Annotated in this window: 23 protein-coding genes; 7 read left to right on the top strand and 16 right to left on the bottom strand. The window is 40.6% G+C overall.

Translation table 11 applies throughout. The features are described 5' to 3' along the window. Positions 1-65: 65 nt before the first annotated feature. Together JWG40_RS00865 and JWG40_RS00860 are read left to right on the top strand one after the other, a co-directional pair. Positions 66-2,603 carry a cyclic nucleotide-binding domain-containing protein gene (locus tag JWG40_RS00865; RefSeq protein WP_205284004.1) on the top strand — a complete coding sequence of 846 codons (2,538 nt, stop codon included), beginning with the start codon at positions 66-68 and terminating at the stop codon, positions 2,601-2,603. Between the two features lie 38 nt (positions 2,604-2,641). Next, on the top strand, positions 2,642-3,544 hold the full coding sequence (locus JWG40_RS00860; RefSeq protein ID WP_205284003.1) for an NAD(P)/FAD-dependent oxidoreductase: 903 nt from the start codon (positions 2,642-2,644) through the stop codon (positions 3,542-3,544). Here JWG40_RS00860 and JWG40_RS00855 read toward each other — a convergent pair whose 3' ends face one another. After that, entirely contained in the window at positions 3,545-4,231 is a 687-nt protein-coding gene (locus JWG40_RS00855) for a hypothetical protein (RefSeq protein ID WP_002974889.1), read from the bottom strand. Between the two features lie 83 nt (positions 4,232-4,314). Between JWG40_RS00855 and JWG40_RS00850 the strand changes: the two genes are divergently transcribed. Then, positions 4,315-4,719, top strand: a complete 405-nt coding sequence (locus JWG40_RS00850) for a hypothetical protein (protein WP_205284002.1) — start codon at positions 4,315-4,317, stop codon at positions 4,717-4,719. Between the two features lie 7 nt (positions 4,720-4,726). Then, positions 4,727-5,218, top strand: coding sequence for a hypothetical protein (locus tag JWG40_RS00845; protein WP_232369083.1), 492 nt, complete (start codon positions 4,727-4,729; stop codon positions 5,216-5,218). On the opposite strand, the gene JWG40_RS00840 is transcribed toward JWG40_RS00845, so the two are convergent. From JWG40_RS00840 to JWG40_RS00770, 15 genes are all read right to left on the bottom strand, one after another. After that, positions 5,215-5,700 (bottom strand): tetratricopeptide repeat protein, encoded by a 486-nt coding sequence (locus JWG40_RS00840; protein WP_205284000.1) that lies wholly within the window; start codon positions 5,698-5,700, stop codon positions 5,215-5,217. The two genes, JWG40_RS00845 and JWG40_RS00840, sit on opposite strands and share 4 nt — an antisense overlap. 62 nt (positions 5,701-5,762) lie before the next feature. After that, the gene (gene dxs, locus JWG40_RS00835; RefSeq protein WP_205283999.1) at positions 5,763-7,652 is read right to left on the bottom strand and encodes a 1-deoxy-D-xylulose-5-phosphate synthase; all 1,890 of its coding nucleotides are present in this window, start codon (positions 7,650-7,652) and stop codon (positions 5,763-5,765) included. A gap of 7 nt (positions 7,653-7,659) precedes the next feature. Further along, positions 7,660-9,987 (bottom strand): adenylate/guanylate cyclase domain-containing protein, encoded by a 2,328-nt coding sequence (locus JWG40_RS00830; protein WP_205283998.1) that lies wholly within the window; start codon positions 9,985-9,987, stop codon positions 7,660-7,662. A 90-nt stretch (positions 9,988-10,077) separates the two neighbouring features. Then, positions 10,078-10,878, bottom strand: coding sequence for a tryptophan synthase subunit alpha (gene trpA / locus JWG40_RS00825; RefSeq protein WP_205283997.1), 801 nt, complete (start codon positions 10,876-10,878; stop codon positions 10,078-10,080). Then, positions 10,875-12,065, bottom strand: coding sequence for a tryptophan synthase subunit beta (trpB, locus tag JWG40_RS00820; protein ID WP_205283996.1), 1,191 nt, complete (start codon positions 12,063-12,065; stop codon positions 10,875-10,877). Before trpB ends, trpA begins: the two co-directional genes overlap by 4 nt. A 193-nt stretch (positions 12,066-12,258) precedes the next feature. Next, entirely contained in the window at positions 12,259-14,019 is a 1,761-nt protein-coding gene (locus JWG40_RS00815; RefSeq protein ID WP_205283995.1) for a proline--tRNA ligase, read from the bottom strand. Between the two features lie 43 nt (positions 14,020-14,062). Continuing rightward, a complete protein-coding gene (locus tag JWG40_RS00810) occupies positions 14,063-15,769 on the bottom strand; it encodes a site-2 protease family protein (protein ID WP_205283994.1) in 1,707 nt (568 codons plus the stop codon). After that, positions 15,766-16,926 carry a 1-deoxy-D-xylulose-5-phosphate reductoisomerase gene (gene dxr, locus JWG40_RS00805; RefSeq protein WP_205283993.1) on the bottom strand — a complete coding sequence of 387 codons (1,161 nt, stop codon included), beginning with the start codon at positions 16,924-16,926 and terminating at the stop codon, positions 15,766-15,768. The genes JWG40_RS00810 and dxr overlap by 4 nt, the downstream gene beginning before the upstream one ends. Positions 16,927-16,957: 31 nt before the next feature. Then, a complete protein-coding gene (locus JWG40_RS00800; RefSeq protein ID WP_205283992.1) occupies positions 16,958-17,869 on the bottom strand; it encodes a phosphatidate cytidylyltransferase in 912 nt (303 codons plus the stop codon). Next, positions 17,866-18,579 (bottom strand): isoprenyl transferase, encoded by a 714-nt coding sequence (locus JWG40_RS00795; RefSeq protein ID WP_205283991.1) that lies wholly within the window; start codon positions 18,577-18,579, stop codon positions 17,866-17,868. Before JWG40_RS00795 ends, JWG40_RS00800 begins: the two co-directional genes overlap by 4 nt. A gap of 6 nt (positions 18,580-18,585) precedes the next feature. After that, positions 18,586-19,137 (bottom strand): ribosome recycling factor, encoded by a 552-nt coding sequence (gene frr / locus JWG40_RS00790; RefSeq protein ID WP_205283990.1) that lies wholly within the window; start codon positions 19,135-19,137, stop codon positions 18,586-18,588. Beyond that, positions 19,127-19,873, bottom strand: a complete 747-nt coding sequence (gene pyrH / locus JWG40_RS00785) for a UMP kinase (RefSeq protein ID WP_205283989.1) — start codon at positions 19,871-19,873, stop codon at positions 19,127-19,129. The genes frr and pyrH overlap by 11 nt, the downstream gene beginning before the upstream one ends. Continuing rightward, on the bottom strand, positions 19,863-20,459 hold the full coding sequence (gene tsf / locus JWG40_RS00780) for a translation elongation factor Ts (protein ID WP_205283988.1): 597 nt from the start codon (positions 20,457-20,459) through the stop codon (positions 19,863-19,865). Before tsf ends, pyrH begins: the two co-directional genes overlap by 11 nt. After that, positions 20,459-21,400 (bottom strand): 30S ribosomal protein S2, encoded by a 942-nt coding sequence (gene rpsB, locus JWG40_RS00775; protein WP_205283987.1) that lies wholly within the window; start codon positions 21,398-21,400, stop codon positions 20,459-20,461. Before rpsB ends, tsf begins: the two co-directional genes overlap by 1 nt. Before the next feature lie 2 nt (positions 21,401-21,402). Further along, entirely contained in the window at positions 21,403-21,636 is a 234-nt protein-coding gene (locus JWG40_RS00770) for a hypothetical protein (RefSeq protein WP_002978348.1), read from the bottom strand. Positions 21,637-22,178: 542 nt separating this feature from the next. Here JWG40_RS00770 and JWG40_RS19860 point away from each other — a divergent pair. Genes JWG40_RS19860 through JWG40_RS00750 form a run of 3 tightly spaced genes read left to right on the top strand, consistent with a single transcriptional unit; the run spans position 22,179 to position 23,913 of the window. Next, the gene (locus JWG40_RS19860; RefSeq protein ID WP_232369082.1) at positions 22,179-22,469 is read left to right on the top strand and encodes a BrnA antitoxin family protein; all 291 of its coding nucleotides are present in this window, start codon (positions 22,179-22,181) and stop codon (positions 22,467-22,469) included. A 38-nt stretch (positions 22,470-22,507) separates the two neighbouring features. Further along, the gene (locus JWG40_RS00755) at positions 22,508-22,849 is read left to right on the top strand and encodes a hypothetical protein (protein ID WP_205283986.1); all 342 of its coding nucleotides are present in this window, start codon (positions 22,508-22,510) and stop codon (positions 22,847-22,849) included. Continuing rightward, positions 22,831-23,913 (top strand): hypothetical protein, encoded by a 1,083-nt coding sequence (locus JWG40_RS00750; RefSeq protein WP_232369081.1) that lies wholly within the window; start codon positions 22,831-22,833, stop codon positions 23,911-23,913. Before JWG40_RS00755 ends, JWG40_RS00750 begins: the two co-directional genes overlap by 19 nt. Positions 23,914-24,043 lie beyond the last annotated feature (130 nt).

The raw sequence follows: 24,043 nt of genomic DNA, 5'->3' as shown, positions 1-24,043 counted from the left end.
TTTGCAATTTGGTGCTTCTTTAGTAGGTTTTGACGGAAACCACGGTTTCGCAAACGAACAACCAAATGCCTCTAGATACCAGTAAAAATAACCAAAAGATCCCAGTCAATCCAGGTGAAGTCCTTTTCATCGGGGGCAAAGCCTCGACTTCTATGAACATCCTACACGAAGGATCGGTTCGAGTAGAAACCACTCTCGGAGACACAAGCATTGTTCTCTATAGTTTAGAAGGAGCAAACCTAACGCCAGGTATCTTTGCTCTTCTGGAAGGAACCCCTTACCCTTACACCATCCGTGCCAAAACATCTTGTGTTGTTTCTACTTATGTGATGAACCAAGCCAATGCAAAAAAAACACTCACATCCAAAGTTTCTGTGGGTGTCATGGCCGTGCGAACTCTCCTAAAAGAAATTGGAGAACTCTACAAACGAGTTCTTTCCATCAAAGGTCTTGCTTCCAAATTCGAACAGACCATGGACAACCTGGGTGCTGTGTATTATATCTTAAACCCCTCCATATTTTCTGATGTCACTCCTGGTGGACTCATCACTCGTGATGAAAATATCATTGATCCAGTGATGAAACTCATCCGAAACAATTTGGCCGGGTTCCAAGAACATGGAGGGATGTTACCCGACAAACCCACTGTGAATTTTCTAGAAGAAGACCATGGTGAGTTTTTTGAAAGTAACTATAACGAAGCAGTAGAATGGAGCGATGCAGAATTTCATTTTATCAGAAAAATTCTTTCGGTGAATCCAAAAATTTCACAGGCCCTGTTTGAAGCAGATCCCACTCTTTTGCAAAGTGCTGCAGAAAGTTATGTAAAAACCTATCGCGAGTTATTCGAATTATTAAGTAAAGAAACATCTGACCTTTCAGAAATGATGAATACGATGTTTGTTGGTGAAAACGCTCTGATTGAAAAATTTAACCTAACGTTAGATTTATTCAATACAGGTTATTCAACAATTCCATCTACTGTTTTGTTACCGGTAACGGAATGGGCATTAAAAAAATCTAAATCTTTGTTAGATGAATACAAACAGATATTTGGTTCTCCTTATGGAGCTGTTGGCAATAGTTTAGACAAACTAGAAACAAAACAAACAGAACTCACTGCCAAATATGGTCATGAACTTTCGGCACAAAAGAATAAAGATGATATGGCCTCACAAGGAAGTGAAGCCATCCGCGCAGGGATTGATACCCAAGCTCTCAAAGTGGAACTATTAAACTCGGCAAGTCAAATTCTAAACTATTCGCAAGCCGATCCAGAATCCGTTAAAGAGTTTTCTACTCTTATGGTTAAACTCAAATCCTTTAAAAACCCATTGGATCCAGAGCCAGATAACCGTAAAATCAGACGAACCATTTCAAAAACGTATTGGGAAGTGTATAAAAAATCTTTCTCAAAGTGGTTACAGTCAGGTAAACAGGCCCCCAAGGCCGTTGAACTTATGTTACGTTATGGTTACTTCGACGAAAGCCTTCTTGATGAAGGCCATATTGTAGAACTCGTTAGCCGATTGTACCAAGGGGGAGGAAACCCAACTGCACCCATCCATTACGGAACAGATTGGCTTGAAAAAATCTACTCTCGCGAAGTTCCCACATCCGTAGACGAATTGGGGCAAACCTTTTTTGAAAAACTCAAAATGGATCTTAAAGATTCAGGCATTAAGTCAGAAAAAGACATCCCACCAGATTATGATACCGGCGATGCGAGACTTGGATCAGAAATTTCTTCTATGTATGAACCAAACGTTCGTTTGACATCTGGTAACATTGCAAGCCATTTCCCTATTTTAACAAAATACCATATCACCATCCCATTGGAAAAATGTTTTGTATCGAAAGATGATGTGGAGAAAGCCCTGCAATATATCTTAAGTGTAGACTACACTGCTTTCAACCGAGAAGTGATTTACCGTAATGAAGATATTGGGATCAAAAACGAATTTGTCCAAAGATCCATTATTCCAGACTTCATTCTTGTGCCATCCATCGGACCAAAAATCATGATGTGGCAAGACCTTTCCATTTTCCGTGGTGCGGGATCCAAAGAATCTAGAGGTAGGATTTGTATTCCACACTTTGTGACGGGTGATTTAAAAACCTTTATGTTGGAAGCGATTGCCGCTTTCCGTTGGGAACTTTGTAAAAATATCCTTGGTCCCGATTGGAATAACGTCGGAATCCCATCCATCACAGCAGATTACACGGATTATGTGCAGTTCTTCAAAAAGAGTAAAGACCTTTCTCCTGAACTCAAAGAGAAGATTTCCTCAGAATTCAAACGGTTCCGTACAGACCGCGACAAGTTTGCCTATGATTATTCCATGTGGATTCGATATGAAGCAGAAGGGGTACAAAGGGTCAACCGTGTGGTTCGTTCCATCTTCTACCGCCACATTCCATTCCATAAAAACATCCGAGAAAAGGTAAGTTCACAACCAGCCTATGCAGAACTTCACAACCGATTCAAAAATGTTCGCACACGCCAACACAAGGAATTCGAAAACAAATACAAAAAGTATATGGATGCAAGTGGGAACCTACCCAAAGAACTTTATGAGAATTTGACTTTTTACGAAGTTTAATCCTTGCCAACTTCCATAGATGCAACATAATTGCATCTATGGAATCCATTCAAAAAGTCGATATTGCCATCGTTGGGGGAAGTTTTTCCGGACTCTCCGCAGCACTTTCTCTCGTTCGTTCCTTACGAAACGTCCTAGTCATCGATTTCGAAAAACCCTGCAATGCCAACACTCCCGCCTCGCATAACTTCATCACTCATGATGGAAAGGCGCCAGGCGAAATTCGGACCTTGGCACTCAATGATCTATATCATTATTCTAATTTTCAACTAAAGATTGGCGAAGTTTTATCTATAGAAAAAATAGAGAATGGATTTTTACTCCGAGGAAATGGATTCAAAGAAGTTCAATCTGATAAAATTATTTTTGCCACTGGCCTTAAAGATATTTTACCCGATATTCCAGGATTTCTTCCCTCATGGGGAAAGTCTGTCATTCATTGCCCCTACTGCCATGGTTATGAAAACATAGGGAATACAACGGGACTTTGGATGAATGAAGATGGCGTATTCGAACATTCTAAGTTTCTAAAATACTGGTCGAAAGAATTAACAGTTTATACAAACGGACCTATCCAATTTTCCAAAGAAGAAAAATCCAAACTTGAAAAAGAAGGAATCACAATTGTTTCAGAAGTTGTAAAAGCGCTGATTCACAAGGAAGGACAAATCTCTGCTATCCAATTGGTTTCTGGAAAAGAAATCCCGATCCAAGCACTATATACAAGATTGCCAATCGTCCAAAGCTCAAACCTACCAGAACAACTGGGTTGTAAACTTCTTCCCAGCGGACATATCGAAGTAACTAACTTTTATGAAACGAGTGTACCGGGAGTTTGTGCTGTTGGGGACATGGCATCAATGTTTCGGTCTGTGGCGCATGCAGTCCACTCCGGAAACATTGCCGGAGCGATGCTCAACCGGTCAATGATTCTGTCTTAACTAAACTTCTTCTACGAAGTATGGTCTTGTGTATTCTCTGACAATTTCAACCACAAAACGGCCCCAGGATTTGGGGTCTTCTTGGGAGATGTTTACTTGTTTGATTTTTGGGAAATAAGCAGTGGGTTTGAAAACAGTATGAGTAAGCTCCAAAGCCCTAAGGTAGTTATCCAATCGTTTTACTTTTACAAAATTGATGATTTCGTTTTGGATCTTTTCTTTTGGTAAATAACCCACAATGATCATTCGGGGAAATAGGTTTTTTTTCAAGAGTCCGATAAAGTCTTCAAAACTATCGACACGGTCAATAAACCCTTCGTAAGCACCACCCCCCAAGTTCATGATTTGGGTGACGATATCCATGGAAAAGGAAACTCCTTCCATGGTTGACATATCAGAAATGATCACAAGCCCCTCGTCCGGTTGAAAGACCTTAAACATATCGACACCCTTAAAGTGACGACGGAGGAGTTTTGCGGCCGATACATCGATTTCTTGGGCTTTGGCGAGGAGAACCTTCCCTTGAGGGTCTAGGATGGGGTCTCGCGTGATGAGGTACCGTTTTTTTACGGCATTTTGGTTCATGACTCGAAAGGCCTTTACTTTTTCCTCGATTTCATCCAAGGTTGAGTAACCAATCTTAAGTACATTTTCCCGTTTGCGTTTCCCTATGTCTGTTTCTTCCATGAAAGCTTGGTGCCTAAATCTTTGTATTGCTTATCCTATGGCAATTCTACCAATGTATAGCATATTTTTGTCTAAGGAATAGAATGAGGTTTAATTTTTCCCTATTTCCCCTACTCTTACTCGTAATTGGTTGTTCTACGGTAGATTTTATCCCAGAACCTGACTACAGGCCAAATGATTCCCGTTATAAGGTGAAAACCTGGGAAGAAGTCGAAATCCTTCGTGAACGTCCTAAACGGCTCTTCAAAATCGTAGGTGAAGTGATTGTACGCAATACAGAAGATCTTACTTGGGATGACTATGAACCTCGTGTCAAAAGGGATATGTTTCGACGAAAGATTGACGGAGTTTGGATGACAGAAAAAAACCAAAATACAGTCGATTCAGTTACAGTGGAAACAATGGACCAAAAAGGTCGTTCCACAAACTCTTATTTACAAAAATCAAACCTTCCTTATTGGAAGGGTTATGCTTATAGGTACAAATAAAAATTGTATGCCAAGAATCTTTGACTCTGAAATTTATATTTCCCCAACGGACGAGTGGATCTTCCGAGAAAACAAAATCGATAAAGAAGAAATCCTGCAGTATTTTCGTAACAATCTGCACGGTAACGATAAAGGTGTTTATATCGAAAATAAATTTGGTGATTTAAGTGAACATGGATACATTCGTATTGATGGATTCCCATGCCATGTCCTCCATGTGGAACTAACAGACAACACTATGGTGTTTTTTACCGATGATGGAAGGAATTATCCTTTTGGTGAATTTGAAATTTATGAAACTGAAGATGGTGGTCTACTTGGACTTAGATCTACAGAAGAAAAAATCAAATACCGATTCACGTGGAATGCGGCAAGAGAACTTTCAGATCATTTAGAGGAAGAAGGTGGTGTCACCTATTTGGAATGGAGTGGAGTGAAAATGGAAGTTCCGAAGTATACGGGAGAGATTTTGGTTCCTCTCCCCAAAGACTATAATTAATTCGAAGGAGCCTCTTCATCCGACTTCAATTCTCTCCAAAGGTCATTGGCCTCTAAAAAATCTTTTTTTAGAGTTAAGGCTTTATGAAGGTATTGTAACGATCTTTCTGGACGATTCCACAACTTGTAAAGTGTTGCTAAGTTAAAATAAGAAATATGTGGGGCATCATTTCTTTCGCAACGAATAGATTTTTTTAGCCAATAGACGGCTTCCTTATCATTCCCCATACGCAACAATAACACACCAATTTCATTACATGGGTTGCCATATTCATGATTTAAACTGACTGCTTTATAATATGAAGTCAGGGCGTCACCCCATTGACCAAGTGCGTTTTGCACCAAACCTAAATAAAAATAGGCTTCTTCGGATTCTTCCAATTCTAAACTGGAACGGAGATGGAATTCTGCTCGGTCTAAATCACCAATTTTAAAATGGTCTTTTGCTAAATCTAAGGAAAGTTGGAAAGAACTAGAAGACAATGAGATCCTCGCCTGTTTTCTTTCATTTTCGGATGACTTAAAAAATCTCCGTAAAACTATTTTTATTTTTTCAAAGACAAAATCAATTCTTCTGCGATTTGCGAAGCGGTCAGTTTGTAATGGTCCAAAATTTGATTCCTTTCCCCATGGTGGATGGGTTCTGGTGGTAAGGCAAAGGTTTTTAAGAACTTACCCAAAAGAGGCGACGGAATTTCATTCAGAAGAAAGCCAGAAGCACCTGCATGGATGTAACTTTCATCCAAAATCACAAATCGTTTGTTCTTTTGAATTTGCCCATGAACCAGGTCTGTATCATAAGGACGTAACCAAAATAGATCCACAACAGAAACTGTAACACCTTTAGTCTTTAGAATCTCCGCAACCGAATTGGCAATTGGTAACATAAATCCAAGAGAAAGAATCAGTAGGTCTTCTCCTTCACTCACAAGTCGTCCCTTTCCTTTGGTTACAGAAAATGGTGATTCAAACTTTAACTCGCGTAAGTCGCCACTATCTTTTGGGAACCGAATGGCGATGGGATGGTCTGTATAATCCTTCATAAAATGAAGGCTATCGATGATATCTTGGGCAGAACTCGGAACAAGAATGTCCATATTCGGAAGGCCAGCCAAATACCCTAGATCAGAAAGGCCTTGGTGGGTTTCGCCGTCTGGTCCCACAATCCCGGCTCTATCAATCACAAATCGAACCGGTAAATTCATAAGCGAAACATCTTCCACAAGTTGGTCCATAGCTCTTGTTAGAAATGTGGAATAAATACACATATAAGGAATGGCACCGCCACTGGTCATCGCACCGGCAAAGGCTACGGAATGTTGTTCGGCAATCCCCACATCAAAGGTATGTGAGGGATAGATCTCTTGGTATTCGCGAAGTCCCGAACCTTCAATCATCGCAGGAGTAATGACAGCAATTCGTTTGTCTTTGTCTGTTAAATCAGTCAGAGTTTTTCCAACAATTTTAGAAAGGCCGATTTTATTGGAATCGGAAGAAGCCATTTTCCCTGATTCTTTGTTAAACGGTGTCACACCATGGTATTTGATAGGATCGGCTTCTGCTGGTTTGTATCCTTTCCCTTTTTGGGTCAAAACATGTAATAAGATAGGACCTTGGATTTTTGAAAGATTTTGAAGCATTTGAACCACACGGTTTACATCGTGGCCATCAATGGGTCCAAAATAAGTGAATCCTAAATCTTCAAAAAGCCCACCTGGGCGCATCATAAAATGTTTAAAGGAAGTTTCCATATTATGAGCAAGTGCCTGTAAAGCGGGACCAATCAGGGGAATCCATTTCAAAAAACTATAAAATGCCGTCTTACCTTTGTTATAGATTTGAGAGGAGATGATTCGATTGAGATAATTGGAAATGGAACCAACATTTTTGGAAATCGACATATAATTATCATTCAAAATGACTAACATATTCGGTTTGATATGGCCTCCATGGTTCATGGCTTCGAGTGCCATTCCTGTGGCGATGGAAGCATCTCCAATCACAGCTGCGACTTTATAGTCTTTGCCGAGGAGGTCACGGGCACAAGCCTCACCCAAAGCTTGGGAAATGGAAGTCCCTGCATGGCCTGTGTTGTACAAATCGTATTCGGATTCTTCGCGTTTGGGAAAACCGGAAAGGCCCTGCCACTTACGAACAGTCGGGAGTTCTTTTTTACGGCCTGTGAGAATTTTATGAGGATAAGTTTGGTGGCCCACATCCCAAATGATTTTGTCAGTAGGTGTTTGGAACACATAGTGAAGGGCAACCGTCAGTTCCACAACACCAAGGTTACTGGCGAAATGCCCTCCCACATCGGAGAGGGTATCTATGATATATTCCCGAAGGTCATGGCAGACCTCGGGGAGCTCTGCTTCTGTTATCTTTCTAAGGTCTTCCGGAAATTGGATTTTGTCGAGATAAGGATACGATGGCATGTAAACTTCATGTTGCCGCCTTTTGGAGAGGCCGCTTCATTTTCTCCATATCTTCTGGGTTTGTGATTCCAAGCAATTCGTAAATCCGAACAGGCTGGGTTTTTCCTTTTACTCGCACTAAATCAAGTTCCCGAGTGACTACTCGGTCTTTCACTTTTTCGTAAGTATACTCCGAGATAATCACATTTGTGGTGTACATTTTATTGGACCCTTCTAATCGGGATCCTAAGTTGATTGTGTCACCCATACAGGTATATTCCATCCTGTGAGAGGATCCCATGTTTCCAACAACGGCTGGACCTGAGTTGAGTCCACACCCAATATCGATCACGGGAACATTTCGTTCCGCCCATTTCTGTTGGAGAACTTTCAAATAGTCTAGTTGTGCAAGTGCCGCTACGCAAGCATAGTAGGCATGGTCTTCCAAGGGAACTGGTGCTCCCCAAAAAGCCATGATCGCATCTCCCATATACTTATCGATGGTTCCTTTGTATTCAATGATGATGTCCGTCATTGCAGAAAGGTATTCGTTTAGTAACTTCACCAAATCTTCTGGACCCAACTGTTCGGAGATCGTCGTAAAACCTCGAACGTCGGAAAAGAAAATGGTAATTTCTCGTTTGGATCCACCCAGAGCCAAATTGTCAGGGTGTTTGAGAAGTTCATCCACAACGTCTTTAGATACGAATTTAGAAAAAGTTTGGCGAATGTACTTAACGTTTTCCTCTTCCGTTAAAATTCTAAACCCAATGATGGCAACAAAGACCACGATTTGCTCTATCATAACCGATGGAAGAACGGTGATAAGGTTGAAGGTTTGAAAAATATAAAGTGTAGCGACAACATAGAGAAACAATTGGGTCAACATAATCGCAAATCCAATATGTGTTTTCATCCGTGGTTGCAAAAATCCAATCATCACACCAAGTCCCACATAAATGAGAAAAATTCCCCAATTTGGTACTGTGGCCAAAAAGTCTTGGTTTAAGATTGTGTTTACTGCATGTGCGTGGTGTTCAATTCCCGACATATCACCAAACGGAGATAAATGGGAGTCTTTTGATGCCCCGCGACCTGTTGCATAATACATGGCAACAAGGAAGATTTTATTGTTAATTTGATTTGCTTCTAGTAATTCTGCATCCCAATCATTGGTGACTTCGAAAATTTCATTTTGTTTGAAAGAATACCTTCCTCCTACAAAATTGATTTCCATTTGTCCTTCCCAGTCAATAGGAATCACAACTTCCCTCTTCTCATTAGGAATTTGCATCACATCTCTTTCTTCAAACTTACGTTCTTTAATGTTAAACTCTCGAATGATTTTTTTGGGGATATTGGACAATTTGATATAATGTCCCATATTGACTTCTACATCCCTTTGTACATCAATCCCGTAGTATTTACAAACAATGAGTAAGTCGATGGATGGAAAATATTCTGTTTCTCTGTCTCTACCCGAGTTATAAACCTTCACAACAAGAGGCATCTTACGATTCAAACCAGACTCGTCTTTTTTTACGTTCGCAAAACCAAGACCAGCTGACAATTCAGCAATTGGCTCAATTGGTGGTTGTGGGAACTTAACCCAGGAAATTCCTCCGTCATTTTCATCGATCACGTTCTTGAGTTGGAATTTTCGAAGGATGTCGATTCGTTTCTCTAAATTAAGAACGGCTTCTTTGGACTCCGCGCTGACTTCCATAGGGTAGTCAAAGAGGACATTCCGGTTCTTTTGAAGAGCAGAGGCCATCTCTTCCGATTGACCGGGTTTGTAATCTACGAAGAAAATATCGAACATCAGAATGTTATTCGATTCTTTGAAAGTATCAATGATGTCGGCATAATAACTCCAAGGTAAGGGCCAAGTTCCTTGTAGTTTTTCTAGAGATTCAGTTGTGATACCAATGATATTGATATCCTTACGTGCTTTTGCTGGAGGTTGGAATTGGATGTACTCAATTCTTCCCGTGTCCCCTTCACTTTCGGTTTTGGTATTAGATCCACGTAAAAACTGGAACCTAGTGGATACAGAATTTTCTTCCAAATCTTTTAGAGGTTGGAAGGTATTGACCAATGTATACATAAAAATGGCGATCACATAAGATAACCAAATAGCACCTGACTTCTGTTTGTCTTTAGAAACCTTTTCAATGGTTTTATATACAAAGTAAGAAGAAGTAAGAAGGGTGAGTAAACCGCCAATAAGGAAGGAAAATTCGTATTCCCACCCTGTCATTACGACAGAAATGATCACACCAAGTGTTCCTAGTGCGGCAACGGTAACACTGAGATAGTCCAAAATCGAAAGCGATTTTGATTCTTTGTCGGACATAGAGCCTCTTTATTCGTTTGGGAATTTCCGACCATTTTCCCGAATTTTTTAAAGAGACTCAAATGTTTTTGATAGATAGAGGAAAAAAATTTAGGAAATCGATGTTCTGATCTTCGAAATGTAATCTGCCAATGCAGAAATAGCCTTCGAACGATCCGATCCGTTTTCTTCAATGATCCTTTGGATGGCAGAACCTATGATAATCCCATCTGCATACTGCGAAATTTGGTTGGCTTGGTCTGGGGTAGAGATTCCAAACCCAGCACAAATGGGCAATTGGATGGTTTCTTTCAAAAACCGGATTCTTTCCTGCAAATCCACGGAGAACTCACGCCTCTCCCCCGTAACACCAAAAGAGGTAACATAATAAATGAAACCTGAGGATGTTTTGGTTAGAGCCTGGATTCTCTTTTTTTCGGAAGCAGGAGTCACCAAATGGATCAAATCCATATCTCGAACCTTTAGCTCTCGAAATAAAGTTTCGCTTTCCGCAGTGTCAAATGGCAAATCGGGAATCACAAGTCCAATGATCCCAGACTCTTTTGCACGATCTAAAAACCTGGTAATCCCACAATGATAGATAGGATTGAAATAAGTTAGATAGACAAGAGGAGTTTCGGGTTTGTGGTCATGAATGGCTTTTGTCACTCGAAAGAGTTCCTCAAAGGAAAAGGAATTCTTTAAGGAGCGCGCCACAGCCCTTTGGATGACTGGGCCATCGGCAACCGGATCAGAAAAAGGAATTCCGAGTTCCAAAATATCGGCCCCGTTATCTAAAATGGTTTTTCCAAATTCGATAGAGTCATTATAGTTTGGATCCCCTAGAGTAAAGTAAGGAATAAAAGCGGATTTAAATTTCCCACTCTCGAATAGTGATTTAATTTTACTCATTTACTTCTTTCACCTAACAATCGCAACACTTCTGTAACGTCCTTATCACCTCGACCAGAAAGACAAATGATTAAATCCTTTTTCTTTCCCAGGTCCTTTGCCACATCCCGAGCCACATGAAAGGCATGAGCTGTTTCTAACGCAGGGATAATTCCTTCGATCCGAGTGACTTCCAAAAAGCAGTCTAATGCTTGTTCGTCTGTCACCATTCGGTAGTCGACTCTTCCTGTTTGGGAAAGAAAGGCATGTTCTGGTCCCACTCCCGGATAATCAAGGCCAGCAGAAACAGAATGTGCTGGTACAATTTGACCGAATTCATCTTGGATGATTAAGGTTTTTGTACCGTGTAAAAATCCTATTTTGCCATAGGTCAAAGTAGCGGAGTGTTCTCCCGGTTTTGGACCAAGGCCGCCCGCTTCCGCTCCGTAAATGGCAACATGTTTATCTTTTAGAAAAGCATGAAACATTCCGATCGCATTTGATCCTCCCCCGACACAGGCAACAATCGCACTTGGAAGTTTTTTATTTTCCTTTTTAAATTGCGCCTTTGCTTCCTTTCCAATGACCGCTTGTAAATCACGAACGATCGTAGGGAATGGATGTGGGCCAATGGCCGAACCAACGATATAATGTGTGGTTGAAACATTGAGTGCCCAGTCTCGCATCGCTTCGCTAGTGGCTTCTTTGAGTGTAGCCTCACCTGCTGTGACCGGAAGGATTTTGGCACCTAACATCTCAATTTTTTTGGCATTGAGGTTTTGTCTTTGGACATCCACTGCCCCCATATAGACAACTGTTTCCATTCCAAACATAGCACCTACAGTGGCGGTAGCAAGGCCATGTTGGCCCGCGCCAGTTTCGGCAATGATTCTTTTTTTACCCATAAAACGAGCAATGAGCGCCTGTCCTATGGCATTATTAATTTTATGAGCACCTGTATGATTTAGATCTTCGCGTTTGAGCCAGATACGAGCACCTCCCCAATGTTTGGTGAGACGTTCTGCATAGGTAAGTGGACTAGGTCTTCCGACATAGTTCCGCAAATAGTATTCAAGTTCTTTTTTGAACTTCTTACTTTTCTTTAACTTTTGATAGGTGGATTCAAGTTCTTCTAGTGCTTCCGTTAAAATTTCAGGAGAGTAACGGCCGCCGAATTCACCAAAATATCCAGGTAGGTTTTTGCCCATATATCCCAAGATACGGGAATAGGCGAATATGAAAACTGCTTCTTGGGTGGGGGGTGGGGGTTTTTGGGTATACTCTCCCCGCCCTGATCAGAGGGTGGGGAACTAGACCCGCCACCCAATGGCTTCCTTCTATCACAAAGCCACCATTCCGACCATCCTTTCTCCTGGTTCTAAAGAAAAAATCCAAAGAAGTTCATGTTCCCGCTTGTTCCACTGCCTTTTGTAATGTTTCTCGAAGTCCGTGGATTTGTTTCGTGAGTTTCCCCACCAAATCTTCATTGGTAGTGAAGGTTACTGTTTCTTCTGCCATGGATTTACGATCAAGGATAGTGATCTCACCCTTCTCTAAAAATCCTTTTCCCAGTGTGAGACGGATGGGAAAACCAATAAGCTCCGAATCTTTGAACTTAAAACCTGGGCCCAGGTCACGATCATCCCAAAGGACTTCGATCCCGGAAGCCACTAAAGCTTTGTAGATAGATTCAATTTTTGCAATGTCCTCTGGGTTTTTAGCAATACTCACCAAACAGACAGTAAATGGAGCTATAGAGACAGGCCAATAAATTCCTTTCTCGTCATTACATTGTTCGATGACAGTGGCCATACAACGGTTCACACCGATCCCATAACAACCCATAGTCGTTGTGGTGGCCTTACCCTTATCATTCAAAACAGTAATATCAAAAGCTTTAGAGTACTTTTGACCTAACTTAAAGATATGACCAACTTCAATTCCTTTTTCCGCAGTGAGGCCAGTTCCGCAACTCGGGCAAGGATCTCCCACTTGGGCTTGCGACACATCGATTTTTGTGACTTCTTCTTCTTTAAAAAACTTAGAAATTTGGGTTCCAGAAGTATGGTGGTCTATTTCATTGGCTCCCGATATATAACCAAAATTCCAATCGATCAGTGAATCAATGACCACTTTTAGTTTTTCTGATTTAGGAAATCCTGGGCCAATGAATCCGGGAACAAGACCTAAAGTCTCCATCTCTTTTGGACCCATTGGTCTTAGTTCATTACAACCCAAATGATTCTTTAGTTTGTTTTCGTTGAGTTCCCGGTCCCCTTCCAAAAAGACAAGAACATAAGTTCCGTCAGCCCATAGAGCAACAGCTTTCAGTAAATTTTCTTCTTTTGTCTTTAGAAACTCCGCCACTTCTGTGATAGTTTTTTTGGAAGGTGTATGGATTTTTTCCGAACCGGCAAACGGTTGTTTGCTGGTCTTTGGGCTTAAAATCACAGGAGTTTTTTCAATATTTCCAGAATACTGACAAGAAGGACAAATGGTGAGTGTCTCTTCTCCAATAGGTGAGACGACCATAAATTCTTCAGAAGCAGATCCACCCATATTTCCAGAATCCGCTTGCACAGGAATTGTAGTAAGTCCCATCCCAGCAAAAATTCTTCTATAAGTTCTCCGCATAGTCTGGTAGGTTTTATCCAAGGATTCATCATCCAAATGGAAGGAGTAAGCATCCTTCATCGTAAATTCACGGGAACGAATCACTCCAAAACGCGGACGAATTTCATCTCGAAACTTTGTATGGATTTGATAGACATTAATGGGAAGGTCTTTATAAGAGCGAACCATGGGTTTCACGAGAACACAAAAGGATTCTTCATGAGTGGGACCAAGGCAACTTTCATTGTCATGACGATCTTTCAAACGAAACATCTCTTTTCCCATTTTATCCCATCGGCCCGACTCTTTCCAAATTTCGCTCGGCGTTAAAATCGGAAGTTGGAATTCCAAGGCCCCTGCTTTGTCCATTTCAGAACGAACGATCCCTTCAATTTTTTTTAAGATACGAAGCCCTAATGGCAAATAGGAATAGAGACCTGCAGCAGATTTACGAACGAGACCCGCCCTCATCATCAACTTATGCGATGCCACCACGGCATCTTGCGGATCTTCTTTTGCAGTTGGAATTAAATAGGAACTAGCTTTCATCGATATTTCTCTTAAATTTATAGATCAATTGTAAAAACAAAAATTAAAAAATACGCATCACATCATTGAAGGAAACATAAAGTCCAAGACCAATGAGAAAGAAAAATCCCACTCGGAAGATGGCTTCAATTGCCTTTCTCGGGAGTGGTCTTCCCGTAATGGCTTCATAAGCATAAAGTACAATATGTCCGCCGTCAGCCATAGGGATGGGTAACAAATTCATTACCATAAGCGCTAGGGAAATTTTGGCAACAAAGTCAAGGTAGGTCACCCAACCATATTCCAAACTGATTCCCGCTATTTGTACAATCCCAATCGGGCCAGATAAATTTTCTTTGGGAGAAAGAAGTCCAGAAAACAACATCCCTATTCCTTTTAAGGTAGTGGATACATTTTCATACACTTTATTGGAAGCACCAATAAACGAAGAGTATATGGTTGATTCTTTCTGTAACTTCTCGGCTTCAAATTTCATCGAAGCTCTGAAACCCAAAAGTCCAATAGGTTTCAGATTGACATCTGCCGAATACTTCATATTTCCAATCCAGATATCTTTTCTTCCTGAATTGTTTTTCAAATATTCAGAAAAAGAGTCCGCCTTATCAAAAATTTTGTCTTGGATTTTTAGATTCGAAAGTCGATTCTCAATTTCGGCATCGTAACTATCCAATCGAAAGTAAGAAATTCCTAATTCTGAAAATTTTGGATGTTTGATATCCCAAAACTCAAATACGTTCGCACCTAACACAGGTATTTGGATGGTCACAGTTTCTGTGGCCCAAGGTGTGAGGAGTGGATAGGTTTTTCTTTCCACAATGACTGGAATTGTTTTTCCTTGGTGTTTGCCTAGTTCCGTTTGTAATTCAGGGACGGTATGAACATCCACACCAGCCACTTGTAAAATCATATCCCCATCTTTCAAAAAAGAGAGGGCACGCCTACGAAGAGATTTTTCTCTTTCTTGGATCTCTCTATGTTTTAAGATTTCTTCTGGAATTTCATCCTTTCTTTCTTCGATTTTTTCTTGGAAGTAAAGAGAAGATTTATCATCACGATCGAGTAAGTTCGCCATAAAATGGCTAATCTGTTCCCCGTAGGTAAAGGTTGCCACCACTCGCCTTTCGCCGTAAGGCATCACACCAATTGTGGGATGACCGCCAGCAGAATACAGATTGGGTACAATTTGTACGGTTTTTGTTTCTTCTTTTCTTTTGAAAGTGACTTCCAAAGGATCCCCAGAAGTCAAACTCACGTTGGTGAATATATCCTCGAAACTTTCTGTATTTTTGCCATTAACAGAGATTATTTGGTCCCCTGTCCGAAGGCCCGCAGAATAAGCTGGACTGGATACTTTACTGGCATCTTCGATAAAAATACGATTGGAAGAAGGACTGTCTCCCGATAGTTCCAAAATAAACAATAAAACAAAACCTAACACTAAATTGGCGAACGGACCTCCAAGGACAGGAATCATTCTGCGAAGTGGTGGAGTGGAAAGTAAATCCCCTTGCCTTGGTTTTTTGTTTTTGCTATAGTCATCTCCACGGAAAAGAACATAGCCCCCGATGGGGATAGCGGTGATTTGGTAGATGGTTTTCCCAATCCTTTTTTTCCAAATCCCTTTTCCATAACCTAACGAAAAAATCCGAGCTTCCACTCCGACCAATTTCCCACATAAGAGGTGCCCCAATTCATGGATAAAAATAGAAACCGCTAACATAAATACGGCGCCGAGTATCATTACGATCATAGAGTCACTCCCCCCTTCACAAAATCTTTTTGAATATAACTACGAGTTTCCCTATCTTTTTCTAAATACCCTTCCAAATCCTCAGGGAAGGAATTGGAAATTTTGTTTAATGCGGATTCGATGAACTTAGGTATGGCGGTAAACGAAATCCGTTCCTCTAAAAATAATGCCACAGCTTCTTCATTGGCCGCATTGAATACGGAAGGTGCCACACCACCTGCTCTTCCTGCTTGGTAAGCAAGTTTGAGACCTGGATACCGACTTAGATCTGGTGGAAAAAATTCCAAGGTTTTCCAAGTGGATGGTTTTCGTTCGATAAGCATCTTGGGTGTGGGAGTCGGATAAAATAAAGAATGAGCAATGGGATAAATCATATCAGGATGGCTTGTGTATTGCAAACAAGCCCCGTCCATTATTTCAATGATCCCATGAGTCAGAGACTGCGGGTGGATCACCACTTCAATTTCATCATAAGAAAATCCAAATAAAAAATGAGCTTCGATGACTTCGAGACCTTTGTTGATAAGACCTGCCGAATCGACTGTGATCTTCGGACCCATAGACCATGTTGGATGGTTTAATGCCTGTTTTACGGATACATGTTCTAATTCTTCGATGGGAAGTGTGCGAAAACTACCACCGGAAGCAGTGAGCGTGATGGCACGGATATTGGATCTTTTTTCTCTTTCAATCAATTGAAAAAGTGCATTGTGTTCGGAATCCACAGGAACCATAAGAGTCTTATGTTTTGCCACCAAACGGTTGATCAGTGGCCCAAAGGTCACAAGAGTCTCTTTATTGGCAATGGCAATTTTTTTGCCCGCTTCGATGGCCGCAATCGTAGGTTTTACCCCGCGTGCCCCCACAACAGCTGTGACAACCACATCCACAGTGCCAAGCCTCACTAAATCAGAGAGAGTTTCTTCCCCATAAAGAATGGTTGTGGATTTATATTTGGATCCGAACTTCCCCTCTAACTGGGGATCGGTGATTGACACTACTTCTGGGGAAAATTCCTCAATCAGGGTTTTGGCAAGTTCCAGGTTGGAATGGACTGAAAAACTCCGTAAAGAAAAGGGATCTCTAAATTGGCGTAGAACCTTCACTGTGGAAGAGCCAACAGAACCAGAAATTCCTAATACGGAGACTCCTACCATGTAACTGTTAGACCGATCTCGGGAAAGAGAATCAGACCGAGTATCCGAGGATTCCCTTAAAGAGAAAGTAATAGTAGATCACAGGAACCGTAAAAAGAAGGGCATCCGCTAAATCAAGCACCCCACCATGGCCAGGAATTAAATTTCCAGAGTCTTTGATTTTGGCATCTCGTTTCATCGCAGACTCCGCCAAGTCACCCATCACCGAGATCACAGAAATGACAAAGGCAAGGATCACAGATTCCCAAACACCAATCGGTAATTTCAGACCACTAAAGTGTTCCCAAGTGGCATTGAGGATTTGAACTCCGAGAACCGCCGTGATATTTCCCGTCACATACCCTTCCCAAGTTTTTTTAGGAGAGATCTTTAAACCGGCTGGGTGTTTTCCAAACCAACGACCACCAAAGTAGGCTCCGGCATCACTCATAAAAGTAATAACAGAAACTAAAAAGATATAATAGGCTCCAAAAGGAAAGGCAAGGAGGAGTAAAAAATGCCCAATGGGAATGGCCAAATAAATGGGGCCTAACATCGTTGCACCAGCAGAGAAGAGAGCCCCGTCTAACGGTCGTCTGAGGATCTGGAAAATCCATACAGTCAAAGACAATGCGATGAGTAAAAAAGGAACCGGATGGAATCCTTCTCTTAGAATTTTCGACAACTCCAAAACAAAAGCAGGAGGTGTGACTGCAAACTGCATTCCTAAAAACTGGATGTAGTATACAGTAAAAATCAAAAGGGAAAAAAGAAGGCCGGTTCCAAAAAATGGTTTGGAATCTTCTCTTTTACAAAATCCGTAGAGTTCTTTCAAACCCAAATAAATCAGAGTACAACCGAACAAAAAGAATTCAAGGTAATACCAAGAACTATGGAAGATCATAAACACATATACAAATGTTAATACAATTGCAGAAAGGATACGGAGTGTTGTCTCACTCATAACAAACCACCAAATTTACGTTTTCGGGAATCAAAAAATAGAAGGGCTTCCTCTAAAGAGGTTCTTCCAAAGTCCGGCCAAAGTGTATTTGTAAAATACATTTCAGCATACGCACTCTGCCATAAAAGGAAATTGGAAATCCTTTGTTCTCCCGCAGTTCTGATCAATAAATCTACGGGTGGTAAAGGGAATGTATACAAATATTTTTCAAATTCTTTAAGGCTAATCGCTTTGTCTAAAGATTCTTTTTTGAATTTTCGAGCAGCCATAATCCGAGAAAAGTTACTCAAGATTTCTTCGTGCCCCCCGTAGTTCAAACAAAAGTTGGCAGTGAGTTTTTTGTTCTTTTTTGTGACCGCCATCGCATGGTCAATCTTAGTTAAGACTGTTTTGGAAAGTTTGTTTCTCGCACCACTGTGGTGGATGCGAATCCCTTTCTCGTGGATGGTACTTAGCCTTGTATCAATAAACTCAACTAACAAACCAAAGATGGCTTGGATTTCTGTGATGGGCCGTTTCCAATTTTCTGTGGAAAATGCATAAAGAGAAATGTTTGGGATTTTATATTCCAAAGCCACATCCAAAAGGCGATCGATTGCATTCGCCCCTTCTCTATGGCCTTCGGTTCTTTTTTTCCCTTGGCTTTCGGCCCACCTTCCATTTCCGTCCATGATGACAGCAATGTGCGCGGGGATGGTTTTGAACTTCATAGGAAATTAAAGAGTAGTGATCTCTTTTTCTTTTTCCTTTTCCAATTCTCCCAATTTGGCAATATAAGAATCCGTAATTTTTTGAATCTTATCTTGATGGCCTTTCACTTCATCTTGGGACATTTCTGCCTGGTGTTTTTTTAGTTCATCGTTGGCATCACGGCGAATATTACGAATGGCAACTTTTTTTTCTTCGCCTTTTTGTTTGACAACTTTTGCGAGTTCTTTTCGTCTTTCCCCTGTTAGTTCAGGGATATTAATACGAATGCTAGAACCGTCGTTATTGGGTGTGAGGCCAAGGCTTGCCGCAAAAATTGCTTTTTCAATATCTTTCAACATTCCTTTTTCAAAAGGAGTGATGAGAATGACTCGAGGTTCTGGGCAGGCAATTTTTCCAAGTTGGTTTAAGGGAGTGAGTGATCCGTAATAGTCCACTCTTACATCTTCCACCATCATAGGATTTGCTTTTCCCGTACGAATCGTACCGAAGTCTTTTTTTAAAGCTTCAACGGTTTTGTCCATTTTGGACTGCATGGATTTTATAATTTCATCTACCATCTAGAATCACTTCCTCTGAATTGGAGATTAATGTACCGATAGGTTCCCCATCGATCAGTTTCCTTAAATTTCCTGCCTTAAAAATATCAAAAACGATGATGGGCATATTATTGTCCATACAGAGACTTAAGGCAGTGGAATCCATCACCTTTAGACGGTGTTTAATGGACTCCATAAAAGAAACTTCTAAGTAACGTTTTGCACTTGGATCTTTTTTTGGATCCGCAGTGTACACACCGTCCACTTTTGTGGCTTTGAGGATGACTTCACACCCTACTTCCACAGCACGTAGCGAGGCAGTTGTATCCGTTGTAAAATACGGGTTTCCTGTCCCGCCGGCAAATATAATAACACGATTTTTTTCTAAATGGCGAACCGCACGTCTACGAATATAAGGTTCAGCAACAGATTTCATTTCGATGGCAGAAAGAACTCGGGTAAACATTCCCTGTTTTTCGCATGCATCTTGTAAGGCGAGACCATTCATAATGGTGCCGAGCATTCCCATGTAGTCTGCTGTCGCTCGGTCCATTCCGGACTTGGCTAAAGTTTCGCCACGGATCATATTTCCACCACCAACCACTACGGCAACTTCAAGACCTAAGTCATGAACTTCCTTAATTTGACCGGCAACGGAAAATGTTTTGTTGGTATCAATACCAAGTTCACCCTCACCGGCAAGAGCCTCGCCGGAGAGTTTGATTAAAATTCTTTTGAAACGCGGACTAGTTCCCACCTACTTGGAACCTCGAGAACCTACCAACAGTAATGTTCTCTCCAAATTTCGCAATGGCTTCTTGGAGAAGGTCATTGATGGTTTTGGAGTTGTCACGAATCGATTTTTGGTGGATGAGACAAATCTCTTCAAAGTATTTTTTCATTTTACCAGGAAGGATTTTTTCGATTTGTTCTGGTTTTTTGCCTTCTTGTTCAAGAAGAGCTTTTTGAACACTCATCTCACTGTCAATTTCTGACTTAGGGATCGAATCTTCATTTACGTAAATTGGGTTCATCGCAGTGATTTGAAGAGCAATCTCTTTTCCCAGAGCTTCGAACGCTTCATTGTTGGCAACGAAGTCAGTTTCACAGTTCAGTTCCACAAGAACTCCTGTTTTTCCTGTTCCGTGGATGTAAGCGATTACTTTTCCTTCCCCAGTCTCACGACCAGCACGTTTCGCCGCTTTTGCCAAACCTTTCTCTCTCAAATAAGTGACTGATTTATCAATATCGCCACCGTTTTCTTCGAGGGCTTTTTTGCAATCCATCATCCCCGCGCCTGTACGTTCGCGGAGATCTTTAATTTGTTCGGAGCTAACTGCCATTACTCTTTCACCTCTGTTGCTGGTTTTACTTCTTCTGCAGCTGCGGGAGCATCTGCTACTGGAGTAATAATCCCTGCGGCCGCTGCCTCTTCTGCTGCTTTTTTAGCTGCTTCTGGATCCAATGGAATGTCTTTTGCTACTGGAGGAAGTTCATCGTCCATAATGAATTTTCCGGACTCATCATACTCACCTTGGTATTCAAGTGCCAGTTGTTCTGCGTCCATATCTTCAGCAAAATTAGTTTGAATGACTTCTCCACCTGTTCCTTCGAGTACAGCATTTGCCATAGTATCAAGGAATAAAGAAATCGCACGAATGGCATCATCGTTACCTGGAATTGGGTAATCGATTGGTTCTGGATCACAGTTAGTATCAATCACTGCAAACACTTTCAAACCAAGTTTTTTTGCTTCACTCACAGCAATTTCTTCTTTTTTAGGATCGATGACAAAAAGAATTTCAGGCACTACAGCCATATCTTTAATTCCACCCAATGTTTGGCGGAGTTTTTCTAATTCACGTTTGAGTGATAGTGCTTCTTTTTTAGTACGAGCTTCTTGTTCGAAAGAGTTGTTCTCTTCCATTTGTTCGAGTCTTTTCAAACGAGCAATCGACTTCTTCACTGTATTCCAGTTAGTAAGAAGTCCACCTAACCAACGGTTAGATACATAGTACATACTGCACGCTTGTGCTGCTCTTTCAATGGCACCACGAGCTTGTTTTTTAGTTCCTACAAAAAGAACTTTCTTACCTTGACCGGTAAGTTTTTTTAATGCATCGTAAGCTTCTTTAGTTTTTTGAACTGTTTTTTGAAGGTCAATGATGTGGATCCCGTTACGAGCTGTATAAACATACGGACTCATTTTTGGATTCCAACGACGTGTTTGGTGACCGAAATGTACGCCTGCTTCTAGCAGACTTTTCATGGAAATTACTGACATAGTTACCCCTTTTTTAGTGCGAGATATCCAGACGCTACAAGACCAACGATACTTGCAGGGGTTAGCTGGAACTCGACTTTAATTATGTAAAGCTCAAGAGATACTGGGGATTCAAACAAATACCGAGAGAGATAGTTTGTGCCAAGAAGTCGGTCAATGACCACTCCCGCCACAGCTCCCGCCATCAGTCCCAAAAAAAGCACCAAAAGTAGGTTCCCGATTTGGGTTTTGTTCATCCAAAAGCACCTTTGTCAAGCTTCCCTGTCAGAATTTGGAATTTAGGCAGATTGTCAAGGGGAAAGGAATTCTTAAGATTTGAAAAGGCAGGGTTGGGGCGCCTCCCATCCCACTAAAACCCTAAATCGAATCGAAAAAGGACCGGGCTCCTTCGGGGTGCGCGTTCGCTCCCGTCCTTCGGACCTTACGCCCTCCGGAGCCCTGGCGCGGGAGATGGGATGGAAATCAAACTTTCTTAAATGCCAAAAAAATCGCAAAGAACTTACTAATACAGTCAAATATATGTATTGACATACATACCAAAAAACATAAAATTTATGTGTGAAATTTGAATGGGATTCTAATAAAAATCAAGATAACTTAGAGAAACATGGCGTAAATTTTTAAACTGCACAACTTGCCTTCCTTGATCAGAATAGAATAATTTCGAAAGACATTTTGCATTCTACAGATTCAGAAGAAAGGTTCTTTTGTTTCGGCTTAGTCTCTCAGGGAATCATTACCGTCAGATTTACAATTAGAGGAAAACATATCAGAATCTATGGAGCCGGATTCTGGAGAGAAGGAAAAAAGAAGTATGAAAAAGAAAACAACTTACACTAAAACTCCTAATGATGTTGCGAAAGCTATCAATTCTTCTATAGTGATTCATGATTTTTTACCTCCACCAGATCAATTAATCACCAAAGAAGATAATTCAAAAGTCACCATATTGCTGAGTAAAAAAAGTATTAGTTTTTTCAAAGCTCAATCAAAAAAGTCGGGCGTTCCCTATCAATCGATGATCAAGAAAGTTTTAGATTTATATGCCGATAAATTTGCACATAAGTAAAATGATTTTGGAAGCATTTCACATACGGTAAGCACCGAATGAAATGGACCGCCACCTTATTTCTGTTTTGCTTCCAAAATTGCCTGATTGGACCCAGTTTTCATGGATTGGAAAATTTGGAATCAGCAAGGGATCACAATCGAGTCTACTATGATGAAACAACAGGAAAATTTGTAACCATACCTAATTTTCGCGGGAACGTAATCAAACTTGGAGATGTAGTGCTAGGTGAGACAAAAACCATAGATTCAAATCGAAAGAAAAAACGGATCTGCGAAAGAAACGAAACGGAATTAATCAAAAAAATTGATTTTTTAGATGAAAGAACCATCGTCTCTATTTACGAAACTTCCAGTTATTTATGTATCGAGTATTACTAGTATTTCTTTTTTGTACCTTCTTTCGTTGCCTTAGCCACCAAACCTTCCAACAGGTGGTCATTCCCAAGAAAGAATACCAAATCACAAAACGTCTCCCCTTCCTCATAAACACTTGCGACAGAAAGGCAGTACTTTCCAATAATTTACTAGAAAGATATCTCATCGCCCGTATTTGGGAGAATGGAGAGTTTCGAATTGCTTCCTTATCAAATGAACCATTTGATCTTATTGAAGATTTACGGATTTACCAATCCCATGATTATATATGGTATTTATCTTTGATTCCATTATTTTCTGGTTATACTTGCGACCAATACCACCTAACTGGATATCTACTCTATTTAGATCCCCAGTCAAAAGAAAAATTATATTCCAAACTGGCAAATGATCAGTTAAAAACTTCTGGGCCAGATCTTCCCATCATGGCATTTCGAGAATACAACTTAATCGATGATACAATTCTATCCCAAAAAATTAAAGAATCCAGAGAGAAAAAAAAGAATCTAGGTTACAACGAGACCATTTATCATAATTATAAACCCAAAGTTTGGAATACAAAAACAAAATCCGAACTTGTCTATTTATCCAATGACAATTTGATTGATTATTGTTTAGAATTCCCTTATGAATGCGTAAATGATCCAATTTACATTAAAGAAATTAGATCGAGAACCACTCCAAACCTAAAAAAGAATCCAAACCCGATACTTTTTTCCAACCGGCTCCTAGAAAAAATCCAAACCACATATGACAAAATCTATTTTGGATGTTATTGCCGAAAGAATCCAGACTTCTCCATCTATGAATCTTGCCCCATCGATTCCTATGGGTTGGATTCCATTTGCAAACAGAAGTTCGATTGTTTCCAAAGAACAAGTGGATTCGAAACTACACAAAACATTGGTCAAAACCAATGCCAAAAAAAATTTAAAAACGATTTATCCGTTCTAATAAAAACCAAAGAACCAAAAGATAAAATACATGAGGGGAATGAGAACTTTGAAAGAATGATTTTTTATGCTAAGAAAATTTGGGCGCTGGAAAATTTGAAGGAATTAGACTAACGAATGAAAAAAACGAGGCCTTAATTCGTCATGAAAATTTATATTTATAAAAAGTTTGCAAATAATGGAAAAGTCTTATTCAGAACCATAAAAACGATTTCTATATTCTCCTGGGCCCATACCTACATTT

Source organism: Leptospira abararensis (genome assembly GCF_016918735.1).
In the GTDB taxonomy this organism is placed as follows: Bacteria; Spirochaetota; Leptospiria; order Leptospirales; family Leptospiraceae; genus Leptospira_A; species Leptospira_A abararensis.
The sequence above is the reverse complement of the archived record's forward strand: the minus strand, read 5'-3'. Positions and strand labels throughout refer to the sequence as shown.

Bases quoted from the DNA above. Each gene is read 5' to 3' on its own strand.
- JWG40_RS00795 (WP_205283991.1), bottom strand. From the start codon at position 18,579: ATGAAGTTCAAAACCATCCCCGCGCACATTGCTGTCATCATGGACGGA.
- JWG40_RS00750 (WP_232369081.1), top strand. From the start codon at position 22,831: ATGTATCGAGTATTACTAGTATTTCTTTTTTGTACCTTCTTTCGTTGC.
- JWG40_RS00815 (WP_205283995.1), bottom strand. From the start codon at position 14,019: ATGAAAGCTAGTTCCTATTTAATTCCAACTGCAAAAGAAGATCCGCAA.
- dxs (WP_205283999.1), bottom strand. From the start codon at position 7,652: ATGCCATCGTATCCTTATCTCGACAAAATCCAATTTCCGGAAGACCTT.
- tsf (WP_205283988.1), bottom strand. From the start codon at position 20,459: ATGGCAGTTAGCTCCGAACAAATTAAAGATCTCCGCGAACGTACAGGC.
- frr (WP_205283990.1), bottom strand. From the start codon at position 19,137: ATGGTAGATGAAATTATAAAATCCATGCAGTCCAAAATGGACAAAACC.
- JWG40_RS00855 (WP_002974889.1), bottom strand. From the start codon at position 4,231: ATGGAAGAAACAGACATAGGGAAACGCAAACGGGAAAATGTACTTAAG.
- JWG40_RS00800 (WP_205283992.1), bottom strand. From the start codon at position 17,869: ATGAGTGAGACAACACTCCGTATCCTTTCTGCAATTGTATTAACATTT.
- JWG40_RS00830 (WP_205283998.1), bottom strand. From the start codon at position 9,987: ATGTCCGACAAAGAATCAAAATCGCTTTCGATTTTGGACTATCTCAGT.
- JWG40_RS00865 (WP_205284004.1), top strand. From the start codon at position 66: ATGCCTCTAGATACCAGTAAAAATAACCAAAAGATCCCAGTCAATCCA.
- JWG40_RS00860 (WP_205284003.1), top strand. From the start codon at position 2,642: ATGGAATCCATTCAAAAAGTCGATATTGCCATCGTTGGGGGAAGTTTT.
- dxr (WP_205283993.1), bottom strand. From the start codon at position 16,926: ATGGTAGGAGTCTCCGTATTAGGAATTTCTGGTTCTGTTGGCTCTTCC.
- JWG40_RS00850 (WP_205284002.1), top strand. From the start codon at position 4,315: ATGAGGTTTAATTTTTCCCTATTTCCCCTACTCTTACTCGTAATTGGT.
- JWG40_RS00845 (WP_232369083.1), top strand. From the start codon at position 4,727: ATGCCAAGAATCTTTGACTCTGAAATTTATATTTCCCCAACGGACGAG.
- rpsB (WP_205283987.1), bottom strand. From the start codon at position 21,400: ATGTCAGTAATTTCCATGAAAAGTCTGCTAGAAGCAGGCGTACATTTC.
- JWG40_RS00755 (WP_205283986.1), top strand. From the start codon at position 22,508: ATGAAATGGACCGCCACCTTATTTCTGTTTTGCTTCCAAAATTGCCTG.
- JWG40_RS00810 (WP_205283994.1), bottom strand. From the start codon at position 15,769: ATGATCGTAATGATACTCGGCGCCGTATTTATGTTAGCGGTTTCTATT.
- trpA (WP_205283997.1), bottom strand. From the start codon at position 10,878: ATGAGTAAAATTAAATCACTATTCGAGAGTGGGAAATTTAAATCCGCT.
- trpB (WP_205283996.1), bottom strand. From the start codon at position 12,065: ATGGGCAAAAACCTACCTGGATATTTTGGTGAATTCGGCGGCCGTTAC.
- JWG40_RS19860 (WP_232369082.1), top strand. From the start codon at position 22,179: ATGGAGCCGGATTCTGGAGAGAAGGAAAAAAGAAGTATGAAAAAGAAA.
- JWG40_RS00770 (WP_002978348.1), bottom strand. From the start codon at position 21,636: ATGAACAAAACCCAAATCGGGAACCTACTTTTGGTGCTTTTTTTGGGA.